This window comes from Streptomyces araujoniae (assembly GCF_050871195.1).
GTDB lineage: Bacteria > Actinomycetota > Actinomycetes > Streptomycetales > Streptomycetaceae > Streptomyces > Streptomyces bacillaris.
On record NZ_CP194070.1, the window covers coordinates 5,598,864 to 5,613,986 of the forward strand.

Genomic DNA, 15,123 nt, shown 5'->3' on the forward strand with positions numbered 1-15,123 from the left:
GGGGTGGGAGAGGGTGGGCGGTGCGGGTGTGGCTCGTGGTGGGCGGCGCGCGCGGGCCGTGCCCGACCCCGGTGAGCCGTCCGCGCGCCGTGGCCCCGGGCCGCGGACGGCCGCTACCGTCGAGGGTGACGGAAGGGCGCACACCGTCGTGCGTCCCCTCGGATGCGCAAGTCCCCTGTAAAGGTGGAGTACGTGAAGGCCATTCGTCGATTCACCGTGCGTCCTGTCCTCCCCGAACCCCTCCGACCCCTCCACGACCTCGCGCGCAACCTGCGCTGGTCGTGGCATACCGAGACCCGCGAGCTCTTCCGGTCCGCCGACCCCGAGGGGTGGCGGCCCGCGGACGCCGACCCCGTACGGCTGCTCGGCTCCCTGACCGCGGGGCGCCTGGCCGAACTGGGCCGGGACGAGGCGTACCTGGGCCGCCTGGCCGAGGCCTCCGCCGACCTGAAGGACTACCTGGACGGTCCCCGCTGGTACCAGGAACAGCAGGCGGCCGGAGCCGAACTCCCCTCCGCCATCGCCTACTTCTCACCCGAATTCGGCGTCACCGCAGCCCTGCCGCAGTACAGCGGCGGCCTCGGCATCCTGGCCGGCGACCACCTCAAGGCCGCCAGCGACCTGGGCGTCCCGCTCATCGGCGTCGGCCTGCTCTACCGGCACGGCTACTTCCGCCAGAGCCTCTCCCGCGAGGGCTGGCAGCAGGAGCACTATCCGGTCCTCGACCCCAACGAACTCCCGCTCGACCTGGTCCGCGAGGCCGACGGCACCCCCGCCCGGGTGGTGCTCGCCCTGCCCGGCGGCCGCTCGCTGCACGCCTGCATCTGGCTGGCCCGGGTCGGCCGCGTCCCGCTCCTCCTGCTCGACTCCGACGTCGAGGAGAACGCACCGGGCGAACGCGACGTCACCGACCGGCTCTACGGCGGCGGCAGCGACCACCGCCTCCTCCAGGAGATGCTGCTCGGCATCGGCGGCGTGCGCGCCGTGCGCACCTGGTGCCGGCTCACCCGCACCCCCGAGCCGGAGGTCTTCCACACCAACGAGGGGCACGCCGGCTTCCTCGGCCTGGAGCGCATCCGCGAACTGGCCGCCGACGGGCTCGACTTCGACGCCGCCCTCGAAGTGGTCCGGGCCGGGACCGTCTTCACCACCCACACCCCGGTGCCCGCCGGGATAGACCGTTTCGACCGGCAGCTGATCGCCCGCCACTTCGGAGACGACGGCGAGCTGCAGGGCGTCCCCGTGGAGAAGATCCTGCCGCTGGGCCGCGAGACCTACCCCGGCGGGGCGCCCGAGCTGTTCAACATGGCGGTCATGGGGCTGCGCCTCGCCCAGCGCGCCAACGGGGTCTCCACCCTCCACGGGTCGGTCAGCCGGGAGATGTTCTCCGGGCTCTGGCCGGGGTTCGACCCGGCGGACGTGCCGATCACCTCCGTCACCAACGGGGTCCACGCCCCCACCTGGGTCGCCCCCGAGGTCTTCCGCCTCGGCGCCGGGCAGATCGGCACCGACCGCGCCCACCAGGTGCTGGCCGGCGGACCGGTGGCGGACGGCGGTCCCGAGCGGCAGCCCGGCACCCCGCGCCGCTGGGACGCGGTGGGCGGCATCGGGGACCGGGAGATCTGGGAACTCCGCCGCGAGCTGCGCGGACAGCTGGTCACCGAGGTCCGCCGCCGCCTCTATGCCTCCTGGCGCAGGCGCGGCGCGGGCACCGCCGAGCTGGGGTGGATCGACGACGTCCTCGACCCGGAGATCCTGACCATCGGCTTCGCCCGCCGCGTCCCCTCGTACAAGCGGCTGACGCTGATGCTCCGCGACCGCGACCGGCTGCGGGAGCTGCTGCTCCACCCGACGCACCCGATCCAGATCGTCGTCGCCGGCAAGGCCCACCCCGCCGACGACGGCGGCAAGCGGCTGGTCCAGGAGCTGGTGCGGTTCGCGGACGACCCGCGCGTACGCCACCGGATCGTCTTCCTGCCGGACTACGGCATGGGCATGGCGCAGAAGCTCTACCCGGGCTGCGACGTCTGGCTCAACAACCCGCTGCGCCCCCTGGAGGCGTGCGGCACCAGCGGGATGAAGGCCGCGCTCAACGGCTGCCTCAACCTCTCGGTGCGCGACGGCTGGTGGGACGAGTGGTTCGACCCCGACTTCGGCTGGGAGATCCCCACCGCCGACGGCTCCGCGGTCGACGAGGACCGGCGCGACGAGCTGGAGTCCAACGCCCTGTACGCCCTGATCGAGGACCGGGTCGCCCCGCGCTTCTACGACCGGGGTGCGGAGGGGCTGCCGGACCGGTGGATCGAGATGGTCCGCTCGACCCTGGTCAACCTGGGGCCGAAGGTGCTCGCGGGGCGGATGGTGCGTGAGTACGTGGAGCGGCTCTACGCCCCCGCCGCGCTCTCCCGGCGGGCGCTCGGCCCGGCGGTGGCGCGGGATCTCGCGGAGTGGAAGGCGAGGATCCGGGCGGCCTGGCCGGACGTCTCCGTCGACCACGTGGAGTCGGTCACCGACACGGTGGCGGGCGGTTCGGCCGAGCTGGGGGCGACCTTGTCCCTCCGGGTGCGGATCGCGCTCGGCGGGCTGGCGCCGGACGACGTGGAGGTGCAGGTCGTCGCGGGCCGGGTGGACTCCGCCGACGCCATCGCGGACGCCCAGGTCTTCCCGCTGAAGCCGGCGGGCGGCCACGACCTGGAGGACCGCTGGCTGTACGAGGGCCCGCTCGCCCTGGACCGGACGGGACCGTACGGCTACACCGTCCGCGTCCTGCCCTCGCACGAACTGCTGGCATCGGGCGCCGAGTTGGGGCTGGTGGCCGTGCCGGACGAGGCCACGGGGGAGGGCGCCGGCGTGCTGATGCGCTGAGCCTGGCCCGTACGGCGGAGACGGCGAACGGCCCGGCAGGGGAGCAGAACCCCTGCCGGGCCGTTCGGTCATGTGGTGGTGCGGTGGCGCTGTGGTGCCCGGGGTCGGGCGTGGTGGATCAGAAGGTGAGCTTGAAGCTGTTGATCCGGCCGGTGTCCGAGCGGTACACGTCCTGGACCTTCAGCTTCCACTCGCCGTTGGCCACCTTGGACGAGGCGTTGACCGTGTAGGTCGCCACCACGTTGTCCGCGGAGTCCGAGGAGGAGGAGTTCTTCAGGCGGAAGGTGCCGCCGTCCGGGGCCACCAGGTCGATGACCAGGTCACCGCGGTAGGTGTGGCTGATGTTGACGTCCACCTTGAGGGCGCTGGGGGCGTTGCCCGCGACACCGGTGACGTTGACCGAGCTGGTGACGGCCGCGCCCGCGTCCGGGATGTTCACCACGGTGTTGTTCTCGAAGACCTTGCCGCCCGGGTCGGGGTTGCCGCCGCCGGGGCGGGTGCCCACGTTGACACCGGCCCAGGCGTGCGCCACGGCCGCGTACTCGGGGCTGTTGGCGCCGTACAGCTCACTGGCGACCGCGAGGGTGCCGGTGCGGGCGCCCGCGTAGTTGGTCGACGAGGTGAACTTGGTGGTGAGCGCCTTGAACCAGATCAGCGACGCCTTGTCCCGGCCGATGCCGGTGACCGGCAGTCCGTCGGAGGTCGGGGAGTCGTAGCTGACGCCGTTGATGGTCTTGGCACCGCTGCCCTCGGAGAGCAGGTAGTACCAGTGGTTGGCCGGGCCCGAGGAGTAGTGGACGTCGACGCTGCCGATGCCGGAGTACCAGTAGTCCTTGGAGCTGCCGTCGCGGCTCGGCTTGTCCATGTAGCGCAGCGGGGTGCCGTTGCCGCGGATGTCGATCTTCTCGCCGACCAGGTAGTCGCCCTGGTCCTGCGCGTTGTTGGCGTGGAACTCGACGGCGGCGGCGAAGATGTCGGACGTCGCCTCGTTGAGGCCGCCGGACTCACCGCTGTAGACGAGGCGCGCGGTGACCGAGGTCAGGCCGTGGGTCATCTCGTGGGCGGCCACGTCGATGGAGGTGAGCGGCTTGGCATTGCCCGCCCCGTCGCCGTACGTCATGCAGAAGCAGCTGTCCTGCCAGAACGCGTTGACGTAGTTGTTGCCGTAGTGGACCCGGGAGTACGCGCCGACGCCGTCACCGCGGATGCCGTTGCGGCCGTGCACGTTCTTGTAGTAGTCCCAGGTGAGCGCGGCGCCGTAGTGGGCGTCGGCGCCGGCCGTCTCCAGGTTCTGCGGGGTGCCGTTGCCCCACACGTCCGTGGAGTTGGTGAAGAGCGTGCCGGTGCCGGAGGTGCCCCGGTTGAGGTTGTACGTCTTGTGGTTGCCGCGCGTGGTGTCGGTCAGGGTGTACGAGGGCGCCGTGCCCAGCGTCACCTGGCCGCTGTACTGGGTGTTGCCGGTCCCGTTGTGGACGGCCTGCCACTCGTACAGCTTCTCGCCCGTGGCCGCGTCGGTGACGACGTGCAGCTCGTTGGGGGTGCCGTCGTGCTGGAGTCCGCCGACGACCGTCTCGTAGGCGAGCTTCGGGGAACCGCTGCCCAGCCAGACCACCTTGCGCGGGGCCTCGCTCGGCTTCGTCGCCTTCGAGCCCTCGGCCTTCGCCGCGCCGAGCGCCTGCTTCTCGGCGGTGGCCGGGGCCACGTCGGCGGCCAGGTCGACGGCCTTCAGCTGCGCGCTGGTGGCCTTCGACGCCTTGGAGACGCCGAGGGTCTTGCCCGCAGAGGTCTCCTGGACCACCAGGTCGCCGCCGAGGACGGGGAGCCCGTTCAGGGTGCGCTCGTAGCGGGTGTGCGTGGTGCCGTCCCGGTCCTGGACGACATCACGGACGACGAGCTTCTCCGTGGTGCCGAGCCCCAGCGCCTTGGCGGTGGCCGCCTTGGTGGCGTCGGCCTCGCTGAGGAGCGCGGCGCGCTGGGCGGGGGAGAGCTCGGCGGGGAGCGAGCCGGTGTCCACCTTGCTGCCGGCGGTGATCCCGCCGGCCGGGGTGGGAGCGGCGGCGGGGGTGGCGGTGGCGGCGCCGGACTGCAGTCCGACGGCGATCATGGCTGCTGCGGCTATCAGAGCGCCGGTCGCGGTGGCGCGACGGCTGGGCGTGGATCTCACGCGGACTCCTTCTGCGAGGGGGGTTGCCGGGCGGCGCTGGATGGGCCGTCCGGGAGGTTGCAGGCGGTGCGCAGAACGGGGTGAAGAGTGTCAGCAGATCCGTATCCCTGTCAGGAGCGCGTCAAGAACTTGGCCGGAACTCGTTCGTTGCCGGAAAGGTCATGTTCGTTAAGCGGACGTTTCGCCGATCATTGCCGGGATGTTGCGGGGGTATGCACGGCCCTGTGTTCACAGGCTGGTCACAGGTTCGGTGCGACGGGGGCACAGCTGTGCGGCGGCTGTGGACGCGGTTACCGCCCAGCTGATGAGACAGGGTCGGGTTCTGGCCAGTTCCCGTCGACGGAAGTGGGGCCCGGGGGTGGGCCGGTCCCGTGTCAGTCGGTGGTGCCCGTCGGGTAGACCGCGTCGAGGAGGTCCCGTACGAACCGGTCGAGATCGTCCAGCCCCGCCGCCGCCAGCGTCTCGGGCCCGTCCGCCAGCAGGTGCGGGATCGCCGCGTGCAGGGCGAGGGTCACGGCGGCGGCCCGCTGCCGGGTGACGGGCAGTCCGGCGGACCGCTGCGCCGCCTCGAACCCCGCGAAGTCCCCGCTCGCCATCGGGTCGAGGAGGGCGGAGAGCCAGGGGCGCCGGGCGGCCTCCGCCTGGAGCTCCAGATAGGCGAGCAGGCGCGGGCGGCCGGGGCCGGCGACGTTCGCCAGGAGCGTGCGGAAGAGGGCGGCCAGCTCCGCGCGGTCGGCCGGTCCGGGGCCCGCGGCGGCCCGGGCGGTGAGTGCCGCGTACTGCTCCAGGCAGCGTTCGGCCACGGCCCGCAGCACGGCGTCGCGGGTCGGGAAGTAGTTCTTCGTGGTGCCGTCCGGGACCTCGGCCGCCCGGTCCACGGCCCGGTGGGTCAGGCCGCGCCCGCCCTCCGCCGCCAGGACGGCGATGGCCGCGTCGCGCAGGCGGTCGCGCCGCTCGGGGTTCACGGGGGCTCCTGGGGGTGTCGCGTACGAGGGGGGCCTGCCGGTGTTCTGCCGGGCTGCCTCCGGGCCTGCCCTTGCTGATGCTACCCCAGACGTGGTACCACGGATGTGGTGGTGCGGGTGCGTGCCCGTGGTGGACGAGTCGTGGGGAGTGCGGCATGACCGAGTGCGAGAGAACGGGAACGGCGACCGTCGTCGGCGCGGGCGTCGCGGGCCTGGCGACCGCGATCGGGCTGCGCCGGGCGGGGTGGACGGTGACCGTGCTGGAGCGCCGCCCCGAACCGGAGCGGTACGGTGCCGCGTTCGGCATCCACCCCACCGCGCAGTCGGCGCTCGACCGCCTCGGCGTCGGGGAGGCCCTGCGCGCCCACGCGGTCCCCTACCGCGACGCGCACATCCGCACCCCCGGCGGCCGAACGCTCGCCCGCCTCCCGCTGGAGCGCATCGAGAAGAAGGCCGGACGCCCCGAACTCCTCATCTCCCGGCCCTACTTGATCGACGCCCTGCTCGCGGCCCTGGACGCCTTCGGGGACGTAGCGGTGAAGCCGGGGGAGACCGTCACCGACGTGAACGCGCTCGCCGCCGCGCAGGACCTGGTGGTCGGCGCCGACGGCATCCGCAGCGCCGTGCGGACCGCCCGCTTCGGCGCCCGGAGCGGGCCGCGCCCGGTCGCCACCGTCGCCTGGATCGGCATCGCGGACTTCGAGAGCCCGGTCCACGGCGAGACCTGGGGGCGCGGCCGGTTCTTCGGGCTGACGCCGGTGGAGCCGGGGCGGACGAACTGGTATGCGACGGTTCCGGTGAGGGGCGCGGAGGGCTCCTCGGGTCCCGCGGCCTCCCCGGATTCCTTGGGTCCTACGGCCTCCTCGGGTCCTACGGCCTCCTCGGGTCCCACGGCCTTCTCGGGTTCCTCGGCTTCCTCGGCGGCCGTCGCCGCCGGGGAGTTGCGCGCCGCCTTCGCGGGCTGGCACGACCCGATCCCGCGCATCCTGGAGGCCACCGACCCGGCCGACTGGATCCGCTACGAGATGCGCCACCTCCATCCGGCCCTGCCCTCCTTCGTCTCCGCCCCGGTCACCCCGGATGCCCCGGCGGCCCCCGTCGCACTGGTCGGTGACGCGGCCCACGCCATGACGCCCAACCTGGGCCAGGGCGCCTGCACCGCGATCCTGGACGCCGACGCCCTGGCCCGGGCGGTGGCCGCCGCGCCCCCGGGGCCCGCCGCCCTCGCGGCGGCGCTGCGCGCCTACGACCGGGAGCGCCGCCGCAGCGCCCAGCGGACCGCCTTCGCCTCGCGCACCCTGCACCGCTTCATGAGCACGGAACGGACCTGGCTGCGGGATGCGGCGGTGCGGCTGCTGCCGGGGTGAGGGGGACGGTGCGCGGCGGCGGCCTGTGCGCTTCACGCGTGTGCTGTGTGCCGTCTCACCCGGTCCGGGCGTCGGTGCGTACAACCGTCCATCTCTGACACGAGTCACACCCGGTGGCCCGACCGGTGTATCCCTCCACCTTCGAACCCGGAAGACGGCCCTCACCCTCGCCCAGACCGGTTCGGACTCCGGCCTGCCGGTCATCGCGGCCGTCGGCGGCGTGGCGATCCTCGCCGGTGCCGGTGTCGTCTTCGCCCTGGGCCGCCGCCGCAAGGCGGACGCGGCCGTCTGAGGCTTTTCCCGTACGCCCTGACGGCTGTGGCCCCCGCCCGGAAGAGTCCGGACGGGGGCCACACCCCGGTGCGCGTACGCCGGTCAGACCAGGCTGTCCTTCCACGTCCGGTGGAGCCCCGCGAACCGGCCCGTGCCGCCGATGAGTTCGGCGGGGGCCCCGTCCTCCACGACGCGGCCGGACTCCATCACCAGCACCCGGTCCGCGATCTCCACCGTGGAGAGGCGGTGGGCGATCACGACGGCCGTGCGGCCGTGCAGCACCGTGTCCATGGCGTGCTGCACCGCCCGCTCGCCCGGGATGTCCAGAGAGCTGGTCGCCTCGTCCAGGATCAGGACCGCCGGGTCGGCCAGGAGCGCGCGGGCGAAGGCCACCAGCTGGCGCTGGCCCGCCGAGATCCGGCCGCCCCGCTTCCGTACGTCCGTGTCGTACCCCTCCGGCAGCGACGCGATGAAGTCGTGCGCGCCGATCGCCTTCGCGGCCCGCTCGATCTCGTCGCGGGTGGCGTCCGGGCGGCCGATGGCGATGTTCTCCGCCACCGTCCCGGAGAACAGGAACGCCTCCTGCGTCACCATCACCACGCCCCTGCGCAGCTCGGCCGTGGACAGGTCCCGCAGGTCCACCCCGTCCAGCAGCACCCGGCCCTCGGTCGGGTCGTAGAACCGGGCGAGCAGCTTGGCCAGCGTCGACTTGCCCGCGCCCGTGGAGCCGACGACCGCCACCGTGGTGCCCGCCGGGATGCGCAGGTCGAACGTGGGCAGCACCTCACCGCCCGTACGGTAGGCGAACCGCACCCCGTCGAAGACGACCTCCCGGCCCGGGTGTCCGCCGGTCCGGGCGGGCAGCTCCTTCGGCTCGGCCGCGTCCGGGACGGTCGGGTTCTGGGCCAGCAGGCCCGCGATCTTCTCCAGCGAGGCGGCCGCCGACTGGTAGGAGTTGAGGAACATCGCCAGCCGGTCGATCGGGTCGTACAGCCGGCGCAGATACAGCACCGCCGCCGCCAGCACCCCGAGCGCCAGCGTCCCGTCCGCCACCCGGTAGGCGCCCCACAGCACCATCCCGGCCACCGCCGTGTTCGCCACCAGCCGGGAGCCGACCACATAGCGCGCCATCTCCAGCAGCGCGTCGCCGTTGCGCCGCTCGTGCGCCCCGTTGAGCACGGCGAACGCCGCGTCGTTGGCCCGCTCCCGGCGGAACGCCCGTACCGGACGGATGCCGTTCATCGTCTCCGCGAACTTCACGATCACCGACGCGATGGCCGTGGACCTCGCCCCGTACACCACGGCCGCGCGCCGCCGGTAGAGCCGCACCAGCAGATACAGCGGTACGAAGGAGAGCACCGCGACCCCGCCGATGGCGAAGTCCAGCCAGAGCAGGATCAGCCCGATCGACACGAAGGAGAGGACGACCGCGATCAGCTCCTGGAGCCCCTCGCTCAGCAGCTCCTGGAGCGACTCGACGTCCGTGGTGGAGCGGGAGATCAGCCGGCCCGAGGTGTAGCGCTCGTGGAAGTCCACGCTCAGCGCCTGGGCGTGCCGGAAGATCCGTCCGCGCAGGTCCAGCAGCGCGTTCTGGTTGATCCGGGCCGAGCCCCTGATGAAGGCGTACTGGAACACCCCGGCCCCCACGGAGCAGAGCAGATAGCCGACCGCCACCGCGATCAGCGGCCCGTAGTCGTGGTCCCGGAACGCCGGGACGCCGCTGTCGATCGCGTACGCCACCAGCAGCGGGCCCGCCTGGACGGCCGCCTGCTGGAGCACCAGCAGCAGCGCCACCGCGGCGACCCTGCCGCGCATGGGGCGGAGCAGCGAGAACAGGAGCGCCCGGGTCGCCCCGGGCGGGGCCGGCAGATCGTCCTGGTCGAAGGGGTCGGGGCCCTCCGGGGACTTCCTTCCCGGGGCCGGACCGGCGCCGCTCCCGGTGGCGGCCCCGGCGAGCGCGGTGCCGCCGCCACCGGTGCGGCCCCCGGCAGCGGTGCTTGTTCCGGTGGCTTCGCCGTCGTCGGTCTGCGGGGTGCGCCCGGCGTCGTCGGTGGTCGTGGTCATCGGGTGCCCTCCTCGGCGGGAACCTTGGTGGTCGTCACGGGGCCGGGGGCAGGGGCGCCGGGCTCCTCCCCGGCCGGGACGGGACCGCCGCCCGGTCCGGCTCCGTGGGCCAGGGACCCGTCATCCGGGCTCGCCCCGGCGTCGGCGTGGGCGTCATCGGGCGGGTTTCCGCCGCCCGGTCCGGCTCCGGGCGCAACGGGCCCGTCACCCGGGCCCGCCCCGGCATCGGCGTGGGCGTCGTCGGGCGGGTTTCCGCCGCCCGGTCCGGCTCCGTGGGCCAGGGACCCGTCGCCCCGGTCCGCGCCGGAGTCACCGCCGCCCGGCTCCGCACCCGACATCAGCCACGCGTACTCCGCGTTCGACCGCAGCAGCTCCTGGTGCGTGCCCACCGCCGCGATCCGGCCCTCCGACAGCAGCGCCACCCGGTCCGCCAGCATCACCGTCGAGGGGCGGTGCGCCACCACCACCGCCGTGGTCTCCTCCAGCACCCGGCGCAGCGCCGCCTCCACCAGGGTCTCCGTGTGCACGTCGAGCGCCGAGAGCGGGTCGTCCAGCACCAGGAAGCGCGGCTCGCCCACCACCGCACGGGCCAGGGCGAGGCGTTGGCGCTGGCCGCCGGAGAGGCTCAGGCCCTGCTCGCCGACCTCCGTGTCCAGCCCCCGGGGCAGCCGGTGCACGAAGTCGGCCTGGGCCACCGCGAGCGCCCGCCGCACCTGCTCCTCGTCCGCGCCCTCGGCGCCCATCCGCACGTTCTCGCCGACCGTCGCGGAGAACAGCGTCGGCTCCTCGAACGCCACCGACACCAGCTCCCGCAGCCGCGCCCGCTCCATCGTGGCGATGTCCTCGCCGTCCAGGGTGATCCGCCCGCCGGTCACCTCGTGCAGCCGGGGGACCAGGGCGGTCAGCGTCGTCTTCCCGGAGCCGGTACCGCCCACCAGGGCCATCGTCTCGCCGGGCCGCACCGCCAGGTCGATCCGGGCCAGGACCGGCGGGGAACCCGGCTCCGCGTCCGGGTAGCGGAACTCCACCCCCTCGAAGACCAGTCCGGCGGGGGCCGCGGGTGCCCCGGCGCGGGCGGCACCCGCCGTGTCCCGCTCCTCCGTCGCGTCCATCACCTCGAAGTAACGGTCGGTCGCGGTCGCCGCCTCCTGGCTCATCGCCAGCAGGAAGCCGATCGACTCCACCGGCCACCGCAGCGCGAGCGCCGTCGAGAGGAAGGCCACCAGCGTGCCCGCCGACAGCGAACCGTCCGCCACCTGGATCGTGCCCAGCACCAGCGCCGCCCCGATCGCCAGCTCCGGGATGGTCGTGATGAGCGCCCAGATCCCGGCGAGCAGCCGGGCCTTGCCCAGCTCGGTGGAGCGCAGCCGCTGGGACAGCGCCCTGAACGCCTGGGCCTGGCTGCGGTGGCGGCCGAACCCCTTGACGATCCGGATGCCGAGGACGCTCTCCTCGACCACCGTGGTCAGATCGCCGGTCTGGTCCTGGGCCTTCCGCGCCACCAGCGAGTACTTCGTCTCGAAGACCGAGCACAGGATCACCAGCGGCACCACGGGCGCCAGCAGCACCAGGCCGAGCGACCAGTCCTGGGCGAAGAGGATCACGAAACCGACCAGGATCGTCGCGGAGTTGACGACCAGGAAGGTCAGCGGGAACGCCAGGAACATCCGCAGCAGCATCAGATCCGTCGTGCCGCGCGACAGCAGCTGGCCCGAGGGCCACCGGTCGTGGAAGGCCACCGGCAGCCGTTGCAGCCGGCGGTAGAGGTCCGCCCGCATGGACGCCTCGACCCCGGCCAGCGGACGCGCCACCAGCCACCGCCGGAACCCGAACAGCACGGCCTCCGCGATGCCGAGCAGCAGCAGGAACAGCGCCCCGAGCCAGACCCCGCCCGGGTCGCGGTCGGCCACCGGACCGTCCACCATCCACTTCAGGATCAGCGGGATCACCAGCGACAGACAGGACGCCAGGATCGCCACGAAAGCGGCGGTGAGGAGGCGGAGCCGTACCGGGCGGACATAGGGCCACAGACGCAGGAGGGAGCGCACGGCGGACCGGTCCGTGTGCTCTGCAGGCTTTTCGGGCATCAGAACCGACTGTACGTTTCACCACTGACATCGGTCCTCCCAATTTCGGCCGGAGCGGTGCGGGCCGGACCCGTCGGCCGCCCGGTCGTACCCCCGGGTCAACCGGTCGCGCGCCCGCATCGGCCGATCGGTTGATGCGGTGTCGGGCGTGATGACGGATACCGCCGGTCACCGCCCGCCGGAACCCTGGGGGCATGGCAATCATCGAAGTCAACGGGGTGCGCAAGACCTACGTGGGCCGCAACGTGGTCGACGGCGTCACCTTCTCCGTCGACGAGGGCGAGATCTTCGGCATCCTCGGCCCGAACGGGGCGGGCAAGACCACCACCGTCGAGTGCGTGGAGGGGCTGCGCATCCCCGACGCGGGCACCGTCAAGGTCGCCGGGCTCGACCCCGTCGCCGACCACGACCGGGTGACCCAGCTGCTCGGCGCCCAGCTCCAGGAGAGCGAACTCCAGGCCAAGCTGACCGTCCGCGAGGCCCTGGAGCTGTACCGCTCCTTCTACCGGGCCCCCGCCGACTGGCGGCCCCTCGTCGAGCGGCTCGGCCTGGCCGACCGGCTCACCACCCGCTTCGCCAAGCTCTCCGGTGGCCAGAAGCAGCGGCTGTTCGTCGCGCTCGCCCTGATCGGCAACCCGAAGGTCGTCGTCCTCGACGAGCTGACCACCGGCCTGGACCCCCGGGCCCGCCGCGACACCTGGAAGCTCATCGAGGAGGTCCGCGACGGCGGGGTGACCGTCCTGCTCGTCACCCACTTCATGGAGGAGGCCCAGCGCCTCTGCGACCGGATCGCCGTCATCGACCGGGGCCGGGTCGTCGCGCTGGACACCCCGGCCGGGCTGATCCGGCAGGCCACCGGCTCCACCGTCATCTCCTTCGTCCCCTCCCGCCCCCCGGCCGGCCCCGAGCTGACCCGGCTCGCCGCGCTGCCGGGCGTCGCCTCCGTGACCCCGCCCGACGCCGCCGGGCTCCTCGTCCTGCACGCCACCGACGACACCGTCACCCCGCTCATCGCCCTGCTCGCCGAACTCGGCATCACCGCCCAGCGGCTGCGGATCACCGAGACCAGCCTCGACGAAGCCTTCCTCGACCTCACCGGACAGGACGCCTGACATGAGTTCCCACACCGCCCACGGACCGGCCGCCACCGCCCACGAGACCACTGCCCCGGACGCCGACCTGGCGGGCGGCACCGCCCCGGCCGGTGGCACCGCCCCGGCGCCCGGCCGGCGCCGCGGCCCGATGGCCGCCGTCCTCGCCGCCGAGACCCGGCTCTTCCTGCGCGAACCCAGCAGCCTCTTCTGGATCCTCGCCTTCCCCGCCGTCCTCCTGGTGATCCTCGGCTTCGTCCCGGCGTTCAACGAACCCGAGGAGGGCCTCGGCAACCGGCGGGTCATCGACCTCTACGTGCCCGTCTCCATCCTGCTCGCCATGATCATGTCGGGGCTCCAGGCGATGCCCCCGGTCCTGGCCGGCTACCGGGAACGCGGCATCCTGCGCCGTATGTCCGCCACCCCGGTCCGCCCCTCGGCCCTCCTCACCGCCCAGATCGCCCTGCACGGGGTGGCCGCCCTCGCCTCGGCGGTCCTGGTCGTCGCGGTCGGCCGGATCGCCTACGACGTGCCGCTGCCCGGACACCTGCCCGGCTACGCCCTGGCGCTGCTGCTCGCCCTCGCCGCCGCCCTGGCCCTCGGCGCCACGATCACCGGCCTGTTCCGCACGGCGAAGGCGGCCACCGCCGTCGGCTCGGTCTCCTACATCGTCATGATGTTCACCGCCGGGGTCTGGGTCCCCGTCCAGGCCATGCCCGGCACCCTGCGCCGCGTCGTGGAGTTCAGCCCCTTCGGCTCCGCCGCCCAGGCCCTCGGCGAGGCGGCCGCCGGCCAGTGGCCGAGCTGGTCGCACCTGGCCGTCGCCGCGCTGTGGACCCTGGTGGCGGGCTACGCCGCCGGCCGCGTCTTCCGGTGGCAGTGACGGCGCGGGACCGGACCACCGGGCCGCACATGACGGGCACCTGCCGGGCGGGGGAGACTGCGGACATGAGCCAGCCGTCCCCTCCGGCCTACCCGGCCGGCCCCACCGGCCCCCGTACGGTCGAGCACCGCTGGGAGCAGTTCTACCGGTACGGGCCCTACGCCGTCCTGACCCTGGCCTCCGTCCTCGGGGTGGTCGTCGCCGGTGAGCTGATGACGGTCCCGGAGATGTACGCGGCCGGGGCCCTGGTCGCCGCGGCGTACGGGCTCCAGGTCTGGTGGGGCCGCAGGCGCGCGCACACCCCGCCGGGCGCACCGGCCGGAGCGGTCTACTACACCGTCCGGTTCGTCCTCGCCTTCACCCTCTCCTGGCTCAACCCGTTCTTCGCGATCTACGCGTGCCTCGGCTACTTCGACGTCGAGCCGCTGCTGCCCAGGCGGGCCGTCCGCGCCGGACTGCTGGCCACCGCGGTGGTCCTCGCAGGTTCGCAGAGCGGCGGACTGCCGCCCGGATCGCTGACGGGCTGGGCCGCCTTCGCCGCGCTGTACATCCTCAACGCCTGCCTGACCCTCTTCTTCTGGCACATGGGGATGCGGGAGGAGGAGCGGGCCCGGATCCAGGTGGAGACCATCGCCGAGCTGGAGCGCACCAACATCCGGCTGGAGCAGGCGATGACGGAGAACGCGGCGCTCCACGCCCAGCTCCTCGTCCAGGCCCGTGAGGCCGGAGTGGACGACGAGCGGCGCCGGCTCGCCGCAGAGATCCACGACACGCTCGCGCAGGGCCTCACCGGGATCATCGCCCAGCTCCAGGTCGTCACCTCCGTCACGGACCGCGATCCGGAGACCGCCCGCGTCCACCTGGAGCGCGCCGCCGCCCTCGCCCGCCACAGCCTCGGCGAGGCCCGGCGCTCCGTCCACAACCTGGCCCCCGCCGCCCTGGAGCACGACGAGCTGACCGGCGCCCTGGAGAAGACGGTCGCCACCTGGGCCGAACAGCACCGGGTCCGGGCCGACTTCACCGTCACCGGCACCGCCGAACCCGTCCACGACGAGGTCGCCGCCACCCTCCTGCGCATCGCGGGCGAGGCCCTGGCCAACGCGGGCCGCCACGCCGGGGCCTCACGGGTCGGCGTCACGCTCTCCTTCATGGACGACGAACTGACCCTGGACGTACGGGACGACGGCCGCGGCTTCGACCCGGGCGCCGCCGCACCGGCGAGCCGCACCGGCGGCTTCGGCCTCGGCGGCATGCGGGCCCGCGCGGAGCGCATCGCGGGCACGGTGGAGGTGGAGTCGGAACCGGGCGGGGGCACGGCCGTCTCCGCCCGGGTCCCCCTGGTCCGGCACGGCTGACCGGCGGGG

Annotated in this window: 10 protein-coding genes; 6 read left to right on the forward strand and 4 right to left on the reverse strand. The window is 73.6% G+C overall.

What is annotated here, in order from left to right; translation table 11 throughout:
- Window positions 1–192: 192 nt before the first annotated feature.
- Window positions 193–2,865 (forward strand): alpha-glucan family phosphorylase, encoded by a 2,673-nt coding sequence (gene glgP, locus ACQ9ZG_RS24275; RefSeq protein WP_499281225.1) that lies wholly within the window; start codon window positions 193–195, stop codon window positions 2,863–2,865.
- A 118-nt stretch (window positions 2,866–2,983) separates the two neighbouring features.
- Here the strand turns inward: glgP and ACQ9ZG_RS24280 are convergent, their stop codons facing one another.
- Both ACQ9ZG_RS24280 and ACQ9ZG_RS24285 read right to left on the reverse strand, forming a co-directional pair.
- On the reverse strand, window positions 2,984–5,029 hold the full coding sequence (locus ACQ9ZG_RS24280) for a M4 family metallopeptidase (protein WP_028416430.1): 2,046 nt from the start codon (window positions 5,027–5,029) through the stop codon (window positions 2,984–2,986).
- A 374-nt stretch (window positions 5,030–5,403) separates the two neighbouring features.
- On the reverse strand, window positions 5,404–5,994 hold the full coding sequence (locus ACQ9ZG_RS24285; RefSeq protein ID WP_499281226.1) for a TetR/AcrR family transcriptional regulator: 591 nt from the start codon (window positions 5,992–5,994) through the stop codon (window positions 5,404–5,406).
- 155 nt (window positions 5,995–6,149) lie between these two features.
- On the opposite strand from ACQ9ZG_RS24285, the gene ACQ9ZG_RS24290 reads away from it, so the two are divergent.
- Together ACQ9ZG_RS24290 and ACQ9ZG_RS24295 are read left to right on the forward strand one after the other, a co-directional pair.
- Window positions 6,150–7,361, forward strand: coding sequence for an FAD-dependent oxidoreductase (locus tag ACQ9ZG_RS24290; RefSeq protein ID WP_499281227.1), 1,212 nt, complete (start codon window positions 6,150–6,152; stop codon window positions 7,359–7,361).
- Between the two features lie 25 nt (window positions 7,362–7,386).
- On the forward strand, window positions 7,387–7,653 hold the full coding sequence (locus tag ACQ9ZG_RS24295; RefSeq protein ID WP_338106997.1) for an LPXTG cell wall anchor domain-containing protein: 267 nt from the start codon (window positions 7,387–7,389) through the stop codon (window positions 7,651–7,653).
- Window positions 7,654–7,736: 83 nt separating this feature from the next.
- Here the strand turns inward: ACQ9ZG_RS24295 and ACQ9ZG_RS24300 are convergent, their stop codons facing one another.
- The gene (locus tag ACQ9ZG_RS24300) at window positions 7,737–9,698 is read right to left on the reverse strand and encodes an ABC transporter ATP-binding protein (protein ID WP_499281228.1); all 1,962 of its coding nucleotides are present in this window, start codon (window positions 9,696–9,698) and stop codon (window positions 7,737–7,739) included.
- The gene (locus ACQ9ZG_RS24305) at window positions 9,695–11,785 is read right to left on the reverse strand and encodes an ABC transporter ATP-binding protein (RefSeq protein WP_499281229.1); all 2,091 of its coding nucleotides are present in this window, start codon (window positions 11,783–11,785) and stop codon (window positions 9,695–9,697) included. The genes ACQ9ZG_RS24300 and ACQ9ZG_RS24305 overlap by 4 nt, the downstream gene beginning before the upstream one ends.
- 194 nt (window positions 11,786–11,979) lie before the next feature.
- Here ACQ9ZG_RS24305 and ACQ9ZG_RS24310 point away from each other — a divergent pair, with 194 nt between their 5' ends.
- The 3 genes from ACQ9ZG_RS24310 (at window position 11,980) to ACQ9ZG_RS24320 (ending at window position 15,114) form a co-directional block, all read left to right on the forward strand.
- A complete protein-coding gene (locus ACQ9ZG_RS24310) occupies window positions 11,980–12,897 on the forward strand; it encodes an ABC transporter ATP-binding protein (RefSeq protein WP_109917241.1) in 918 nt (305 codons plus the stop codon).
- 130 nt (window positions 12,898–13,027) lie between these two features.
- Complete coding sequence (locus ACQ9ZG_RS24315) at window positions 13,028–13,759, forward strand: ABC transporter permease (RefSeq protein ID WP_499281635.1); 732 nt, start codon at window positions 13,028–13,030, stop codon at window positions 13,757–13,759.
- A gap of 65 nt (window positions 13,760–13,824) precedes the next feature.
- The gene (locus ACQ9ZG_RS24320; RefSeq protein WP_499281230.1) at window positions 13,825–15,114 is read left to right on the forward strand and encodes a sensor histidine kinase; all 1,290 of its coding nucleotides are present in this window, start codon (window positions 13,825–13,827) and stop codon (window positions 15,112–15,114) included.
- Window positions 15,115–15,123: the final 9 nt, after the last annotated feature.